The organism is Acidovorax sp. LjRoot129, assembly GCF_964253765.1.
Lineage (GTDB): Bacteria > Pseudomonadota > Gammaproteobacteria > Burkholderiales > Burkholderiaceae_C > Acidovorax.
Genome location: NZ_CAXUSE020000001.1, coordinates 3,191,233 through 3,206,764 on the forward strand (window position 1 = coordinate 3,191,233; position 15,532 = coordinate 3,206,764).

13 protein-coding genes are annotated in these 15,532 nt (G+C 66.3%); 4 read left to right on the forward strand and 9 right to left on the reverse strand.

Features of this window, described 5'->3' with window-relative positions; translation table 11 throughout:
- Nucleotides 1-447 precede the first annotated feature (447 nt).
- The 3 genes from ACSQ3Q_RS14705 (at nt 448) to ACSQ3Q_RS14715 (ending at nt 5,127) form a co-directional block, all read left to right on the forward strand.
- On the forward strand, nt 448-1,476 hold the full coding sequence (locus tag ACSQ3Q_RS14705) for a substrate-binding periplasmic protein (protein ID WP_436135100.1): 1,029 nt from the start codon (nt 448-450) through the stop codon (nt 1,474-1,476).
- A gap of 253 nt (nt 1,477-1,729) precedes the next feature.
- Entirely contained in the window at nt 1,730-2,704 is a 975-nt protein-coding gene (locus tag ACSQ3Q_RS14710) for a hypothetical protein (RefSeq protein ID WP_436135101.1), read from the forward strand.
- Entirely contained in the window at nt 2,701-5,127 is a 2,427-nt protein-coding gene (locus ACSQ3Q_RS14715; RefSeq protein WP_436135102.1) for an ATP-dependent DNA helicase, read from the forward strand. Before ACSQ3Q_RS14710 ends, ACSQ3Q_RS14715 begins: the two co-directional genes overlap by 4 nt.
- A 187-nt stretch (nt 5,128-5,314) precedes the next feature.
- Here ACSQ3Q_RS14715 and mnmH read toward each other — a convergent pair whose 3' ends face one another.
- Together mnmH and selD are read right to left on the reverse strand one after the other, a co-directional pair.
- Nucleotides 5,315-6,421: a tRNA 2-selenouridine(34) synthase MnmH gene (gene mnmH / locus ACSQ3Q_RS14720; RefSeq protein WP_436135103.1), complete on the reverse strand. Its 1,107-nt coding sequence runs from the start codon at nt 6,419-6,421 to the stop codon at nt 5,315-5,317.
- Nucleotides 6,422-6,448: 27 nt separating this feature from the next.
- Nucleotides 6,449-7,486, reverse strand: coding sequence for a selenide, water dikinase SelD (gene selD, locus ACSQ3Q_RS14725; RefSeq protein ID WP_436135104.1), 1,038 nt, complete (start codon nt 7,484-7,486; stop codon nt 6,449-6,451).
- Between the two features lie 425 nt (nt 7,487-7,911).
- Here selD and ACSQ3Q_RS14730 point away from each other — a divergent pair, with 425 nt between their 5' ends.
- Nucleotides 7,912-8,433 carry a hypothetical protein gene (locus ACSQ3Q_RS14730; RefSeq protein ID WP_436135105.1) on the forward strand — a complete coding sequence of 174 codons (522 nt, stop codon included), beginning with the start codon at nt 7,912-7,914 and terminating at the stop codon, nt 8,431-8,433.
- Nucleotides 8,434-8,612: 179 nt separating this feature from the next.
- Here the strand turns inward: ACSQ3Q_RS14730 and ACSQ3Q_RS14735 are convergent, their stop codons facing one another.
- The 7 genes from ACSQ3Q_RS14735 to ACSQ3Q_RS14765 form a co-directional block, all read right to left on the reverse strand.
- A complete protein-coding gene (locus ACSQ3Q_RS14735) occupies nt 8,613-9,809 on the reverse strand; it encodes an amylo-alpha-1,6-glucosidase (RefSeq protein ID WP_436135106.1) in 1,197 nt (398 codons plus the stop codon).
- A 208-nt stretch (nt 9,810-10,017) separates the two neighbouring features.
- Complete coding sequence (locus tag ACSQ3Q_RS14740) at nt 10,018-10,938, reverse strand: CysB family HTH-type transcriptional regulator (protein ID WP_436135107.1); 921 nt, start codon at nt 10,936-10,938, stop codon at nt 10,018-10,020.
- Between the two features lie 89 nt (nt 10,939-11,027).
- Complete coding sequence (locus ACSQ3Q_RS14745; RefSeq protein ID WP_436135108.1) at nt 11,028-11,243, reverse strand: TOBE domain-containing protein; 216 nt, start codon at nt 11,241-11,243, stop codon at nt 11,028-11,030.
- Nucleotides 11,244-11,330: 87 nt separating this feature from the next.
- Complete coding sequence (locus tag ACSQ3Q_RS14750; RefSeq protein WP_436135109.1) at nt 11,331-12,707, reverse strand: sulfatase family protein; 1,377 nt, start codon at nt 12,705-12,707, stop codon at nt 11,331-11,333.
- Complete coding sequence (locus ACSQ3Q_RS14755; RefSeq protein ID WP_436135110.1) at nt 12,704-13,807, reverse strand: ABC transporter substrate-binding protein; 1,104 nt, start codon at nt 13,805-13,807, stop codon at nt 12,704-12,706. The genes ACSQ3Q_RS14750 and ACSQ3Q_RS14755 overlap by 4 nt, the downstream gene beginning before the upstream one ends.
- A gap of 45 nt (nt 13,808-13,852) precedes the next feature.
- Nucleotides 13,853-14,686: an ABC transporter ATP-binding protein gene (locus ACSQ3Q_RS14760; RefSeq protein WP_436135111.1), complete on the reverse strand. Its 834-nt coding sequence runs from the start codon at nt 14,684-14,686 to the stop codon at nt 13,853-13,855.
- Between the two features lie 24 nt (nt 14,687-14,710).
- Entirely contained in the window at nt 14,711-15,532 is an 822-nt protein-coding gene (locus ACSQ3Q_RS14765; protein WP_436135112.1) for an ABC transporter permease, read from the reverse strand.

The window sequence follows — 15,532 nt, forward strand, 5'->3', positions numbered from 1 at the left end:
CTGCTGCTTTTTATATCCAAGATGCTTGGCTCGTCCCCATCCGCGTTGCGGCCCCCAGGGAGTGGATCCACGATCTTAAAACTTGGGTGATCTTGAAAACATGCGGATATACGCGTGTACAGAGCAGTCCTTTGGCACAGATGCGTGCGTCACGCAGTGAGTGCAGACCGCTCTCAACTCCAACCCAGCGACACCACGGGGAGATGAGTGGCCAGCCTCTGTAATTGCTGCCCTGCAGCATCAGCACGCTGTCAATGGCGAGGCAAAGCAGACTGTTCAGCGGTGAGAAAAATACATTGCCAAGAAAGGCCAGCCGTCACAAAGTTCACCCCGTAGCGACAGGGGCGCGATGGCCTGCTGGCGCGGGCATCGAAAGCAAAGACCCGGCTGTACTGACTCTTGTTGAAGTGCGCAGCCACATTTCATGACTCATCGCCAGGGAACACCATGTACACACCATGCCGGATGGCTTCCTTTCCCCAGGCTCCGGATACCGCCGACGATTTGCCGGTGCAAGCGGGTCCCGTCGCAGCAGTGCAAAAAGGTATTGCGGCGATGAGCGGCTTGCGCCGGATGCCCGTTGCACTGAAAGAAGGCCGCGGCGCCAGCCTGAAACGTGGATTGCGGCGCTGGCGGCTTGCGTTGCTACCGGCCCTCATGCTCCTGACCCCCGGCAGCGCCTTCGGCGTGGAGGTCGTGCGCTACCCGATCCCCGAGAGCGCTGCCGACCAGCGCTACGACTATCCGCGAAAACTGCTGGAGCTGGTGCTGTCCAAGACCCGCACCGCATACCGGGTGGAATACCCCACGGTGTCGATGAGCCAGAACCGCCAGATCATCGAACTGGAGGCCGGCCGAACGATCGACGTTTCAGCGCTCCCGTCCTCCGCCGAACGGGAAGCCAGGCTGCTGCCGATACGCGTGCCGCTCAACAAGGGCCTGCTGGGTTGGCGACTGGGCCTGGTGCGCAAGGGCGATACCCACCGTGTTGCGCAAATCAAAACACTGAGCGACCTGATGGGCGTGCGCCTTGCCCAGGGCCAAGATTGGCCAGACACGCAGATACTGAGTGGCAATGGCCTGGAGGTGATCAACGGCTCTACCTACGAAGGCCTGTTCAAGATGCTGGAAAGCCAGCGCTTCGACTACTTTCCCCGCAGCGTGATGGAAATCTGGGACGAGCAAGAAGCCCATGCCAGCACGCTCGAAATCGAACCGCATCTGGCCTTGCACTACTTCTACGACAGTTATTTCTTCGTCAACAAGCGCAATACCAAACTCGCCGCCGATATCTCCGAAGGCATGGAGAAAGCCATCGCCGACGGGTCGTTCGACAAGCTCTTCAATGAACATTGGGGCGAGCGTGTGCGCAAGGCCAGGTTGAATGAGCGCACGGTGATCGAACTGCGCAACCCCTTGCTGACACCAGAGACGCCCTCCAACCGGCGTGAGCTGTGGTACGGCGTGCGGCGCTGATCCAATCCACTGAACTTGCCCCCGCCACCCGGGCACGCCGCGCAAGGTCATCGCCGGTGCAACCCGGTGCTGCGCCCCGGGGCGGCAGTTTTGCGCAGTGACCAGACAAACGCCATTTGCTACTATTTTTATAGCTTATTGCGCTTATACATCAAGCGCTAGCGGCTGATTTACCTCCATTTTCTGACCACCGCCGAGCAGCCGCCAGGCACTGTGATTAAAATCAGTACCCCGCCACCCGTCTCCCCACACCATGACGGCGCTGCCCTCCCCCACCCCGCCCTCCCCACCCCCCATCCAGCTCACCCGCTTTCACCGCACGCGCCTCATGCAAATCTGGCGCTCTGCGGGGTGGCCGTGCAAGGACGCGCTGGAGATTGACCTGCTGGCCGCGCAGCTGGTGGCGCTGCATGTGTCGCCCGAGGGGTTCGAGTCGCTGCGGCTTACCGATGAAGGCATTCGCACCCTGGCCGTCGCGCGCCAGCGCAGCGTGCGGGCGCTGAGCACGCACGACCGGCTGGCGGCCAAGTTTGCCGAGCACCTGCTGGCGGCGGGGCGGATTGTGTGGCGGGAGTTGTCGCTGCGCGCGGTGGTGGATGGGCCAGCGCCGCAGCCGCCGCCCACCCCGCTGGATGCCGCCATGCCCGCCGCGCCAACCGGCAGCACGGCCATCAGCAGCAACAGCAGTACCCATCGCCACAGCACCCCGCTGTGGAGCGAAGACACCGAAACCCCCGCCACCCGCGCCGCGGCCAATGTGTGGCGCATGGCGCGGCCCGATCTCTTCTCGGTGCGCAACACCACGGTGCCGGCCTACCTGCAGCCGATGGTGCATGAGGTCAAGGCGAGCCGGGCCGACCTGCTGTCGGACCTGCGGCACGACGCCAAGCGGCAGGCCTACCAGTGGCTGTGCGAGGAGTGCTATTACGTGTTCCCGGCGGGTGTGGCAGAGGTGGACGAGATCCCCGAGCACTTTGGCGTGTGGGTGCTGCACGGCGGGCTGGACGATGGGGATGGGGGCCGCTTTGAGCTGCTGCGGCCCGCGCGGCACGCCAGCTGCGCCCTGCCCTTTGCGGTGTGGATGGCGCTGTGCAAGGCCACGCCAATGCGCAGCGAGGCGGAGCTGGCGCAGGCGCACCTGGGTGAGCCCGGCGCGGGCGACTCTGCGGCGGGCGAGCTGCTGCTGCCGCCCGACGACAGCGCCCCGCCCTGCACCGAGGCCCCATGACCTACACCGTGGCGGTGCGGGAGCTGTGCGAGTTCACCGCCAAGCAGGGCGACCTGGACCTGCGCTTTACCCCCGCCCCCACCGCGCTCGAAGGTATTGCAGGCCATGGCGTGGTGGCCGCGCGCCGGGGCAAGGGCTACCGGGCCGAAGTGGCGCTGAGCGGTAGCTACCAGACGCTGCAGGTCCGCGGCCGTGCCGACGGCTACGACCCTGCGCTGCAACGCATCGACGAGGTCAAGACCTTCAAGGGGCGGCTCGACCGCCAGCCCGCATCGCACCGCCACCTGCACTGGGCGCAGGCCAAGGTGTATGGCTGGCTGCTGTGCCAGCAAGAGCAGCTGGCGCACATCGACGTGGCGCTGGTGTACTTTGACATCGGCTCGCAGAAGGAGACGGTGTTTTGCGAGCGCTGCACCGCCGACGAACTGCGCGCGCACTTTGAGGCGCAGTGCCAGCGCTTTTTGGCGTGGGCCGAGCAGCAGGTGGCGCACTGCACGGCGCGCGATGCGGCGCTGGGCGCGCTGGTGTTTCCGTTTGGCGGCTTTCGTGCGGGGCAGCGCCCGCTGGCCGAGGCCGTGTACAAGGCCGCCAGCGCCGGCCGCTGCCTGCTGGCCCAGGCGCCCACGGGCATTGGCAAGACCATGGGCACGCTGTTCCCGCTGCTCAAGGCGGCACCCGCGCAGCGGCTCGACAAGGTGTTCTTTCTGGCCGCCAAAACCTCGGGCAGGCAGACGGCGCTGGACGCGCTGGCGCGCCTTGCCGACAGCGCCCCCACGCTCCCGCTGCGCGTGCTGGAGCTGGTGGCGCGCGACAAGGCCTGCGAGCACCCCGACAACGCCTGCCACGGCGAGTCGTGCCCGCTGGCGCAAGGCTTTTATGACCGTCTGCCTGGGGCGCGCGCTGCGGCGCTACAGGCTGCGCGCAGCGTTCCTGCCTTGGATGAAATGGCTTCGGGTGCTGTGCAGACTGCGGGGCTGCAAGCGCATGACCCGCAGCCCCGCAAGCACAGCGTGCCGCTGCACCAGGCGCAGGTGCGCAGCGTGGCGCTAGCCCACCGGGTCTGCCCCTACTACCTCAGCCAGGAGCTGGCCCGCTGGGCCGATGTGGTGGTGGGCGACTACAACTACTACTTTGACTTTGGCGGCCTGCTGCACGGGTTGACGCAGGCCAACCAATGGCGCGCCGCGTTGCTGGTGGACGAGGCCCACAACCTGGTGGAGCGTGGCCGCAAGATGTACAGCGCCGAGCTGCGCCCCGACGCGCTGGCAGCGGCTCGCACATCGCCCGCCGCGGCCCGTCACCCCGCAGTGAAAAAGGCGTTGGACAAAGTGCGCCGCTGCTGGGTGGCGGTCGACAAGGCGCAGGCTGCGGACTATGCCGTGTACGACGCGTTTCCTGAAGCCCTGCTCGGCGCGCTGCAGCAGTGCGGCACCACGCTGTCAGACCACTTTGCCGACCACCCGGCCGACCCCGATGTGGCGCTGCAGACCTTTTACTTCGAGGCGATGCACATCACGCGCCTGGCCGAGCTGCTGGATTCGAATTCGCTGGTGGACGTTGCGCGGCCTGCAGCGCACACATCACACCTGTCGCGCCCGGGCAGCGCCGCCGCCAAGCCCGGCAGCGCCACGGTGTGCATCCGCAACGTGGTGCCCGCGCCCTATCTGCAGCCGCGGCTTGCGGCCGCGCACACCAGCACGCTGTTTTCGGCCACGCTGCAGCCCGCGCGCTACTACGCCGACCTGCTGGGCCTGCCCGATCAGCATGTGTGGGTGGATGTGGAGTCGCCGTTCGAGAGTGCGCAGCTCCACGTGCAGGTGGCGCGCCACATCTCCACCCGGTATGCAGACCGCCACGCATCGCTGGTGCCGATTGCCGAGCTGATGGCGCAGCAGTTCAACGCGCGGCCGGGCAACTACCTGGCGTTTTTCAGCAGCTACGAATATCTGCAGCAAGTGGCCGATGTGTTTGCAAAGCGGCACCCGCACCTGCCGCACTGGCGCCAGTCGCGCCGCATGCTCGAGGCAGAGCAGCGGCAGTTTCTGGAGCGCTTTACCGACACCAGTGAAGGCATTGGTTTTGCCGTGCTGGGCGGCGCGTTTGCCGAGGGCATCGACCTGCCGGGCCGCCGGCTGATTGGGGCATTCTTGGCCACGCTGGGCCTGCCGCAGGTCAATCCCGTCAACGAGCAAATCCGCCAGCGCATGCAGGCACTGTTTGGCGAAGGCTACGACTACACGTACCTCTACCCCGGGCTGCAAAAGGTGGTGCAGGCCGCAGGCCGCGTGATCCGCACGCCCAGCGATGAGGGCGTGGTGCATTTGATGGACGACCGGTTTGCGCGGGACGAGGTGCGCAGGCTGCTGCCGCGCTGGTGGGCGGATGAGCGGGGCGGGCTTGCTGCGCGCACCAAGAACGGTTGAGGGCTGCGGTCGCGCTGCAAACCGCTGCTGGTGGGAACTCCACGGCCCTACCGGCCGCTGCCCTGGTCAAGCGTCTTTCCCACGCTTTTCCGCTTTACGGGCGAACGGTTCAACGCATGCGGACCCAGGCTCAATGCCGCGACCCAAAGCACCGTGAATCATCCACCAACCAGCCACTCAACACCCATCAACCACCGCTTGCGTGCTCGCGCAGATACGCCATGACGTCGGACCGGTCGCCTTCGAAGACGATGCGATCTGACCGGTTGTTGCGCTGAAAAGCGTACATGGGATCGTAGTAATGCCGCAGCAGCGCAGCGATCCAGTCCCGGTGCAGTGCGACATCACCCGTGCTGCTCTGCTGCGCCAGCGCGCGCAGCATCACCGCGCGCAATGCCTGGTGCAGGCTGCCACCCAGGCGTTTGGCCAATTTGTCCAGGCTCTCCAGCAAGCGCGCAGCAAACGGCTCCATGCCCGCATCCCGCCCCTGCGCAGCCACCCAGGCGGCGCATTGCTGCACCACATAGTCGCCCAGTATTCGCTCGACACGGCGCTCAAAGTCGTCCGTCAGGCAGACGATGGGGGCCTGCTCCAGCCGCAGACGAAGCGGTAGCGGAACAGCACATTTGCCCACGTGGCGGCCTTCGTCCTCTACCACCAGGGTGTCGCACCCGGCGGCGCGTTTCTTGAGGAGGTCGACGGCCAAGCGGTTCTCAAAATCGATCTGCGCGGGCTGACCCGTCACGCGGCTGCCAAAGCTGGAGCCGCGGTGGTTGGCGTGGCCCTCCAGGTCCAGCCCATGGGCCAGTTGCGCAATCACTTCGGTTTTGCCAGTGCCGGTCAGGCCGCTGAGCACATAGAAACCGCACTGCGTGGCCACGGCCTGCGTGGTGTCGAGCAGAAAGCTGCGCAGGGCCTTGTAACCACCGATGACGCGGGGGTAGGCAATGCCGGCCTCGGCCTGCAGCCACTGCTGAACGATCTGCGAGCGCAGGCCGCCGCGAAAGCAGTACAGCACGCCGTGCTGCGGGTGCTGCTTGGCAAAGGCGGCCCAGGCCGCGATGCGCTCTTGCTTGACGCGCCCCGACACCAGTTGGTGCCCCAGCGCGATGGCCGCCTGCTGGCCCTGCTGCTTGTAGCAGGTGCCCACCTTTTGCCGCTCGTTGTCGTCCATGAGCGGCAGGTTGACCGTGCCCGGAAAGGCGCCCTGCGCAAACTCCACCGGCGCGCGCACGTCCATCATGGGCACATCGTTCAAGAAGATGTGCGCGAAGTCGACGACGTTGTCACGCATGGCGTCCTTGCAGTGGGTCAAAGGGGGTCAAAGCACTTCGACGGCAAACCGCTGCCGTGCCGTCATGTGCCCGATGGGCTCAAGCGCCAGCCCCAGCCCGGCCGCCAGCGCCAGAAACTCTGCGTCGCCCCCGGGCGCTACCGCCACCAGCAGGCCGCCGCTGGTTTGCGGGTCGCACAGCAACAGCTTGTGTTCCTCATGCGCCAGCGGGGCGATCTTGTCGCCGTAGCTGTCAAAGTTGCGCAACGTGCCGCCCGGCGCGCAGCCCTCAGCCAGGTAGTGGGCCACGCTGGCCAGGCGCGGCACGGCGGCGTAGTCGATCTGTGCGGTCAGGCCGCTGCCGTCGGCCATCTCCACCAGGTGCCCCAGCAGCCCAAACCCGGTCACGTCGGTCATGGCGGCCACGCCCGGCAGCTTGCCAAAGCGGCTGCCCGGCGTGTTCAGAGTGCACATCCAGTCGCGGGCCACGCCCACGTCCTCGGGCCGCAGCTTGGATTTCTTCTCGGCCGTGGTGTAGATGCCGATACCCAGGGGTTTGGTGAGGTACAGGCGGCAACCTGCGGTGGCCGTGTCGTTGCGCTTCAAGTGGCGCTTGTCCACCACGCCCGTCACCGCCAAGCCAAAGATGGGCTCGGGCGCGTCGATCGAATGCCCGCCCGCCAGCGGTATGCCCGCCGCGTCGCAGGCCGCGCGCCCGCCGCGCACCACGTCGCGCGCTACCTCGGGCGGCAGCACGTTGACGGGCCAGCCCAGAATGGCAATCGCCATCAGCGGGTCGGCGCCCATGGCGTAGATGTCACTGATGGCGTTGGTCGCAGCGATGCGCCCAAAGTCATAAGGGTCGTCGACGATGGGCATGAAGAAGTCGGTGGTGGAGACCACGCCGCGCTCGCCATCCAGCGCATACACGGCCGCGTCGTCGCGGGAGGTGTTGCCCACCCACAAGCGCGGGTCCAGCGTTTGCGAGCCGCTGCCCGCAAGGATCACATCCAGCACCTTGGGGCTGATCTTGCAGCCGCAGCCGGCGCCGTGGCTGTACTGGGTAAGGCGGATGGGGTCGCTCATGAAAACTCTCGGGGAATGGCCAAGCGGGCCAATATAGCAAGGCAGCACCCGGTGGCCGGTACCCGGAGCCCCCGGCCTTGCCCGGGCAACAACGGCATCGCGCGCGACCCGCGCTGCCCACCGTCCGGGTGGCGGATTGGCGGCCCGCCAGGTGAATTGGCGGCGCAATGGCAGCCACACGGTGGTGCACAAAGTTGACCGCGATCAAGGCCCCAGAGTGGGATCGGCACACAATGGCCTGCCACCCCAGAACTCCTGCAACGAGCCAGTGCCATCGCGCCGTGCAAGGCCTAGGGCGTTTGCAGCCCCTTCTCTGAGCACTCGATAGCCCCATGAATGCGGAGCTTGCCCATGTAACGACTTCGACCACACTCTCTGCACCTGCCCGCTGCCGTGCCGCCTGCACCAACCCGCTCTGCTCGCCAATGACTCTGCCCTTCTCCCTGCGCCCTCTGACGGCCACCCTGCTCCTGCTGCCCTTGATGGGCTGTGGAAAATCCGACACCAGTGGTCCGGCGCAGGCGAGCTTCGATGCCATGGTGGCGACCTGCACCCAGTTTCTGGCGGCGCGCGAACCCCACGTGCGCCCTGGCGGCGCCGGCGAATGGGTGGTGACCGGCTACGGACCGGCGCAGGTGCAGCACGAGGTCCAACACACCGACTCGAGCGTGACGCCCTACGTGGGCAAGCTCGTCATCAAGGACAACGAGGCCCAGGCCCACGCTGGTACCGAGGCGGGCGCGCAAGCCATCACCCTCACCCCCGCGCACCTGCTGTCCAACCGCACGCACACCTTTGTCTACAGCCACGACGGCACCCAGTGGCGCTGGCAGAACGGCCAGCGGCTGACCAAGATGCCAGGGCACAACGACAGCACCGTGGCGCTGACGCTGGCGGATGTGTCGGCCACGGGTCCGAAGGGATTTGCGGGTTGTCTCCCGCAGTGAGGCTGTTCTTAGCCTTTGCCTGATCGCGGTAAATTGCTATTCAATTGATAGCTACAAGCGCTTATCAATCAAGCGCTAGCAGCCTATTTGACTCATATTCTGGTGCATCGCAGCGTGTCAAAGCGCTTGCGCAGCGCCCGGCGTTGGCCCGTGAGCGCGCGCCGGGCTGCGCCCTGCCCTCACCACGCCGTCCACTGCCCCTGCAGCGCGCGGCGCGCCAGCAAGAAGGTGGCGGCGTTCCAGCTTTGGCCGGCCATGCCATTGGGCTCCAGCGTGCGGCCGTGGAACCACTCGGTGAAGCGCCAGTCGTCGAGCGCGTTGGCCTGGGCCAGCTTCACCAGTTCGGCCCAGCCTTTTTCGCGCTGCCCCAGCTTGGCCAGCGCCATCACCCAGAAGCCGCCGACAAACGGCCACACGCCGCCGTTGTGGTACTGGTACATCAGGTTCTGCCGGTGCCGGCCCATGTACAAGCGCCACTGGTCGTGCTCCTCCGACAGCGGGTGCAGCACCACGCGCAGCGGGTACGGGTCGCTCACGTGCGCGGCCGAGATCACGTTGACGATGTTGTGCGCCATGCCTTCATCGGCCAGGCCGCACTGGATGGCGAGCAGGTTGCCGAACACATCGCCTTCGTGCCCCGCCACCGCCAGGTTCACAAAGCTCAGGTACAGGTTCGATTCGCTGTGGCCGCGGCGCGCGTAGTGCTGCAGCAGGCGCGCGCGGTGGTATTCGTGCAGGTCGCTCTGAAAGGGGTTGAACAGGTGGTTGAAGTGGTGGTGTGTCTCTTGCACATGGGTGAGCGCAAAGCGGCGCTTCACGTCAAACCACAGCGCGTTGGTGTACAGCACATAGCCCGAGCGCGGCATGATGTCGGCCCAGTCGCTGGCCTCGTTTTGCTGCAGCAGCCGAAAGTGCTGATGCTCTTGCGCCAGCAGCCAGGTCAGCCCGCGCTGCACACCATCGGCCCAGCGGTCAGGGCCCACCTTGCCGTGCCGGCGCACATGGTCCACGGCAATCAGCCACCACAGCGTGGCGTCGATGCAGCCCAGGTACCAGAAGTCGGCGTCCTGCCCTTCGGGGTCCACGTATTTGGGGATCTGCCCGTTGGGCGCCTGCTGCGCGGCCAGCGCATCGAGGCTCGCCACGGCCCCTTCTTCGAGCGCGGGCACGCCGCTGCCGCACATGGCCATCACGCAAATGGCCGCATCGCGCCCAAAGATGCGGGTGTAGCGCCGCGCCACCGCCGCCGGTGTGCGGCTGGCGGCCAGGATGCCGTGGGGGGTGAGGTTGCTTTCCAGCAGCGCCAGCGAGGCTTCGCAACAGGTATCGACCAAGGTGAGCGCAGAGGCATCCAGGGCATGTTTTTTCTTCGGCATGCGGCTAGCCTAGCCTCTGATGCGGGCAATGGCTATAGGACCGGTGCCACAAAAAGCGCACAAAATGAAACGGCCCTGCCGGATTGCAGGGCTCTGCAAGGGGCTGCGCGGTTTGCGCGGGCCACGGGGTCGCGTGCTCACGGCCCACGCACACAACGTCGCGCAGAAAGCACCTCCGTGGCCCCCTGCGCCCCGCCGCGACACCCAGCTACCGCATTGCCTTTTCCACGGCATCCCGCGTCAGCGTCGGCACAAAACTTTCGATGAAGTGGTAGGCATAGCCCCGCAGCCATGCGCCGCGGCGCAGGCCCAGGCGTGTGAGGTTGACCTCGAACAGGTGCCCCGCGTCGATCAGACGCAGGTGCCGGTCGCGCTCTTCATCCACCGCGATCGAAGCGACGATGCCCACGCCCATGCCCAGCTCCACATAGGTCTTGATCACGTCGGCGTCCATGGCGGTCAGCACGATGTCGGGCGCAATGCCTTCGCGCGCAAAGGCCTCGTCGATGTGGGCGCGGCCGGTGTAGCCCAGCTCGTACGTGATGATGGGGTGCTGCGCCAGCTGCTCCAGCGTCACCGGTCCTTTCACATCGAGCAGCGGATGGCCCGGCGGCACGACGATGCTGTGCGTCCAGCGGTAGCACGGCAGCGTGACCAGCGTGTCGTACCCCGCCAGCGCCTCGGTGGCCACGCCGATATCGGCCTCGCCCGACAGCAGCATCTCTGCCACCTGGCGCGGTGAGCCCTGGTGCAGGTGCAGCGACACCTGCGGAAACAGCGCGCGAAAGTCGCGCACCACCTGGGGCAGCGCGTAGCGCGCCTGCGAATGGGTGGCAGCCACCGACAGGCGGCCGTGGGAGCTGTCGCTGAAATCCTGCCCCGCGCGCTTGAGGTTGTCGGCCTCGAGCAGCAGGCGCTCGACCGTGGGCAGCAGCGCCTCGCCGGGCGGTGTGAGGCCCGTCAGGCGCTTGCCGGCGCGCACGAAAATCTCCACCCCCAGTTCTTCCTCCAGCTCGCGGATCTGGCGGCTCACGCCGGGCTGCGAGGTGTGCAGCATGTTCGCCACCTCGGTCAGATTGAAGCCGCGCCGCACGGCTTCGCGCACGGAGCGCAGTTGCTGGAAATTCATGGTGTCCTGACAGCAATTGCTACTATTTTTATAGCCACCAGCGCTTTATGAATAAGCGCTGGAGCCCTGTTTTATTCAAAAAATGCGGTTCAGAGCTTGGCAATCGACACTTCGGTCGACTTGACCAGCGCCACCACGTCGGAGCCGACGACCAGGCCCAGGTCGTCCACCGAGCGGGTGGTGATGACCGAGGTGACGATGCCCCACGGGGTTTCGACATCGACCTCCGAGACGACGGAGCCGCGAATGATCTCGCGCACTTTGCCCTTGAACTGGTTGCGTACGTTGATGGCTTGGATGGACATGGTGAAGTTCTCCTGAGTAAAAAAAGCGGTGGATAAAGGGACGAAAAAGGAGCGAATGAAAGGTCAACGCAAGGACCAACCGCCGGCCTACATGCCGCGCTGGCGCAGGTCCGGCGCATAGCGGTCGGCCTGGATGTCGGGCGACAGGCCGTGCGTGACCACGTCGTCGGTGATGGGCAGGAACTGCGCATCCCACTCGGCCCAGGCCTGGCGCAGGCGCTCGAACAGCTCGGGGTGCTTGTCGCGCAGGTTGGCGCGCTCCAGCGTGTCGTCCTCCACGTCAAAGAGGAACTCGTTGCCATTGATCTGGAGGTACTTGAAGCGCCCCTCGCGCACCGCGCGCTGGCGCTGCGACTTGTACCGCCAGAACAGGCTGCGCGAATGCACGGGCGCACGGCCTTCCAGCACGGGCAGGATGTCTTCGCCATCGGGCGGGTAGTCGGCATGGGGCGCCACGCCCGCGGCTGCGAGCAGCGTGGGCAGCCAGTCCATGGTGGCGGTGACCTGGTCGCTGACCTGCGGAGCAATCCGCGCGGGCCAGCGCAGCAGCGTGGGCACGCGGATGCCGCCTTCGAGCAGCTCGGTCTTCTGGCCGGTGAACGGCCAGGTCTTGGAAAAACGCTCGCCGCCGTTGTCGCTGGTGAACACCACGATGGTGTTGTCCGCCAGGCCCTGCTCCTGCAGCGCGTGCAGCACCTGGCCCACGGCGCCATCGAGCGACCGGACCATCTTGCCGTAGGTGTGCAGGTTGCCGCCGTCGTAGTGAAAGAGGTCCTTGAGGCCCAGCGAGACCTCTTCGTCCTCGGGCCCCACCCAGGGCCAGTGTGGCGCGGTGAAGTGCAGCGACAAAAAGAATGGCTTGCTGCCGGCGCTGCGCCCGCGCAGCCAGCCCGATGCCTCGTCGGCCAGCAGTTGCGTGTAGTAGCCCACACGCTCCACCGGCACCTCGCCTTCGTACAGATCGCGCGGGACGGCTTCGCCCACGCCGGGCTTGTGCGTGAAGTAGTCGATGGCGCCGCCGTAGTTGCCAAAGAAGCGGTCGTAGCCGCTCTTGAGCGGGCCGAACGTGGGCAGGCTGCCCAGATGCCACTTGCCAATGAGGGCCGTGTCATAGCCCGCATCGCGCAGCAGCGACGGCAGTGTGGGGTGCTCGGGCGGCAGGCCGTACACATGGGCCTTGCGCACCAGGGGCTCCTCCAGCCCGCCGCGCAGGCGGTACTGGTAACGCCCGGTGATGAGCGCAAAACGCGTGGCGGAGCACACCGCCGAATTGGCATAGGCCTGCGTGAAGCGCACGCCCTCGCCCGCCAGCGCATCGAGGTGCGGTGTTGCAAAGTCGGTCTGGCCGTACACGCCCAGGTCGGCCCAGCCCAGGTCGTCGGCCAGGATGAAGACGACGTTGGGCGGTGCGGCGGCGGCGCCAGGGTTGCTGGCGCCCGCCGTGGTGGTCGCGGCCGTGCTCATGCTGCGCCCCTGGCTTTGCCGGTGGCATCGGTCTCGCGCCACTGCTTTTCCAGCTTCAGGTCCTTGACCGCCTGCTGCACAAAGCCGGGCTCGAACCAGGCCTTCACATCAAAACCCTGGCGCAGCAGGCCGAGCTTGAGGCCGTCGCTCAGCACGCCTTCGTAGCCGGCTACAAAGCCGTCGTCGATCAGCGGCGAGTAGCGGGTGCCCAGCACATCGCCCGCCAGCTCTTCACGGAAAGCCAGCTCGGGGTTGCCGCTGTTTTCGGCATACAGCTTGACGATGGCCTCTCGGTGCGTCTCTTGCGAAGCCCAGTGCGCGGCGCGCACCACCTGGCGCACAAAGCGCTGCACGAGCTGCGGCTGCTGGGTGGTGAACTCCTCGGTGGCCAGGATGCCCGAGTTGATGGTGTAGGCCGGGCCCCGGCCCTTGGTGCTGAGCGCAATGCTGACGCCCTGCTCCTTGAGCAAGAACAGATCCGAGCCCCCAAACGTGGCGTCGATCTGCCCCGACACCACGGCCGACTTGGATGTAGGCCAGTCCATGTTGATGAGCTTCACGTCCTTTTCGGTCAGGCCGGCGCTGGCCAACAGGTTGTCAAACGTGCGCTGGTAGGCCGTGCCCTTGAGCACGGTGACCTTCTTGCCCTTGAGGTCGGCCACGGTCTTGATGCTGGCACCCGGCGCGGTGGCCAGGTAGCTGTTGCTGCCCCGGCCCGTGGCGGCGACAAAACGCGTGGGCAAACCGCGTGCGCGGCCGATGACCGCAGCCAGGTCACCGAGGGAAACGATATCCAGCTGCTTGGCCGACAGTGCCTCGTGCACCGCCGGGCCCGCGCCGCGGAAGAAGTTCCACTCGACCTTGATGCCGTCCTTGGCGAACTCTTCCTCCAGCCACTTGTTGGCCTGCACGATGGCAAACACGCTGCCACCGGGTGACGGCTTGCCCGCGGTGCCCAGGTCGGGCGAGCCGATGCGGATGACCTTTGCAGGGCTTTGTGCGCGCAGCAGCATGGGGGCGGCCAGCGTGGCGGCGCCGGTGGCGAGCACGGCGCGGCGTGACAGGTGAAGCGCGGGATGGGAGGTCGGTGCGGAAGTCATGGAGAAAGGCTCGTCAAAAAATCGAATGGAGAAATCGGGGAAACGTCAGATCGCAAACTGCCACTGCGCCGCCGGTGCCAGCTGCTCGCCACGCTTGAGTGGGGGCTCTGCCAGGTCAGCCGCGGCGTGGCCCGCAAACTCGCGCAGCACGCTGTCCTTGACGGCAGTGAACGCAAAGGCCGTGCGCTCGCGCGGGTGCGGCACATCGACCGGCACGATGCGGCGGATGCGCCCCGGGCGCGGCTCCATCACCACCACACGGTCGCCCAGATACACGGCCTCTTCCACGTCGTGCGTGACCAAAATCATGGTGATGCCCTCTTGCTGCCAGATGCGGTGCAGCTCCTGCTGCAGGTGGGCGCGGGTCATCGCATCGAGCGCACCAAAGGGTTCGTCCAGCAGCAGGATATCGGGGCGGTTGACCAGCGCACGCGCAATCGCCACGCGCTGCGACATGCCACCCGAGAGCTGGTGCGGGTAGGCCTTTTCAAACCCCTGCAGGCCCACCAGCTCGATGTGTTCGCGCACGGTGGCGCGCTGCTGGCCTTCGGTCAGGTCCGAATTGAGCAGGCCCAGCGCCACGTTCTTTTCGACCGTGAGCCAGGGGAACAGGCGGTGCTCTTGAAACACGATGCCGCGGCTCAGGCTGGTGCCCACGATGCGCTGACCATTGAGCAGAATCTCGCCTTGGTAGTCGGCCTCCAGGCCAATCACCAGTCGCAGCAGAGTGGACTTGCCGCAGCCGCTCGAGCCCACAATGCTCACGAACTCGCCGGGCTCGATGGTGAGGTCGATGTTCTGCAGCACGGGCAAGGGTTCGCCCTTGACCTCGTACTGCTTGTTCAGGCCGCGAATGGCCAGGGTGCCGGCGTGTGCCATGGTGAGTCTCTTTCAATCAGGGGTTCAGTACTGGGCGACGGTACGATCGCGCCACGACAGCAGGCGCTTCTCCAGCGCGGCCAGCAGCCAGTTCAGCGCAAAGCCCACCAGCCCGATGACCACCACGCCAAACAGCACAAGGTCCATCCAGAAGTGCTCGCGCCCGTCGATGAGCGTGTTGCCGATTCCCTTGCCCGAGGCCAGCAAATATTCGGCCCCCAGCGTGGCCAGCCAGGTGTAGATGAGCGACAGCTGGATGCCCGTGAACAGCGAGGGCGCTGCGGCGGGCGCAATCACGCGGGCCAGGGTCTGGCCCACGCTGAACTCGTACACCCTGGCAACCTCCAGATATTCGCGCGGCACGCTGCGCAGGCCTTCAAAGGTGTTGAGCACCACGGGGAAGAAAGCGGCCATGGCAACAAAGGCGATCTTGGCGGCGTCGCCGAGGCCGAACCACATCGACAGCATCGGGATCCACGCAAACAGCGAAATCTGCTTGAGCGTGTGAAACGTGGGCCCCACCAGCCGCTCTGCCCAACGCGACCAGCCCAGCAGCGCGCCCACCACCAGCCCGATGCTGGAGCCGATCACAAACCCCCAGGCCATGCGCCACAGGCTGGCCGACAGCGCCACCCACAGATCCCCACTGGCCACTTGCGCCACGCCGCGCTGCCACACCGCCAGCGGCGACACCAGCAGCGGCGAGGTGGACCAGCCCGACTGCACGGCCCACCACCACACGGCCACGATGGCTGCGGGCAGCACCCAGCCGCGCAGGCGCTGGGGCACGCGTTGAAAAACGTTGATGAATGACGATGACGATGACGATGACGACGAAGAAGACAT

Excerpts from the sequence above, each read along its gene's own strand:
- ACSQ3Q_RS14705 (WP_436135100.1), top strand. The coding sequence starts at position 448 with ATGTACACACCATGCCGGATGGCTTCCTTTCCCCAGGCTCCGGATACC.
- ACSQ3Q_RS14710 (WP_436135101.1), top strand. The coding sequence starts at position 1,730 with ATGACGGCGCTGCCCTCCCCCACCCCGCCCTCCCCACCCCCCATCCAG.
- ACSQ3Q_RS14715 (WP_436135102.1), top strand. The coding sequence starts at position 2,701 with ATGACCTACACCGTGGCGGTGCGGGAGCTGTGCGAGTTCACCGCCAAG.
- mnmH (WP_436135103.1), bottom strand. The coding sequence starts at position 6,421 with ATGCGTGACAACGTCGTCGACTTCGCGCACATCTTCTTGAACGATGTG.
- selD (WP_436135104.1), bottom strand. The coding sequence starts at position 7,486 with ATGAGCGACCCCATCCGCCTTACCCAGTACAGCCACGGCGCCGGCTGC.
- ACSQ3Q_RS14730 (WP_436135105.1), top strand. The coding sequence starts at position 7,912 with ATGACTCTGCCCTTCTCCCTGCGCCCTCTGACGGCCACCCTGCTCCTG.
- ACSQ3Q_RS14735 (WP_436135106.1), bottom strand. The coding sequence starts at position 9,809 with ATGCCGAAGAAAAAACATGCCCTGGATGCCTCTGCGCTCACCTTGGTC.
- ACSQ3Q_RS14740 (WP_436135107.1), bottom strand. The coding sequence starts at position 10,938 with ATGAATTTCCAGCAACTGCGCTCCGTGCGCGAAGCCGTGCGGCGCGGC.
- ACSQ3Q_RS14745 (WP_436135108.1), bottom strand. The coding sequence starts at position 11,243 with ATGTCCATCCAAGCCATCAACGTACGCAACCAGTTCAAGGGCAAAGTG.
- ACSQ3Q_RS14750 (WP_436135109.1), bottom strand. The coding sequence starts at position 12,707 with ATGAGCACGGCCGCGACCACCACGGCGGGCGCCAGCAACCCTGGCGCC.
- ACSQ3Q_RS14755 (WP_436135110.1), bottom strand. The coding sequence starts at position 13,807 with ATGACTTCCGCACCGACCTCCCATCCCGCGCTTCACCTGTCACGCCGC.
- ACSQ3Q_RS14760 (WP_436135111.1), bottom strand. The coding sequence starts at position 14,686 with ATGGCACACGCCGGCACCCTGGCCATTCGCGGCCTGAACAAGCAGTAC.
- ACSQ3Q_RS14765 (WP_436135112.1), bottom strand. The coding sequence starts at position 15,532 with ATGTCTTCTTCGTCGTCATCGTCATCGTCATCGTCATTCATCAACGTT.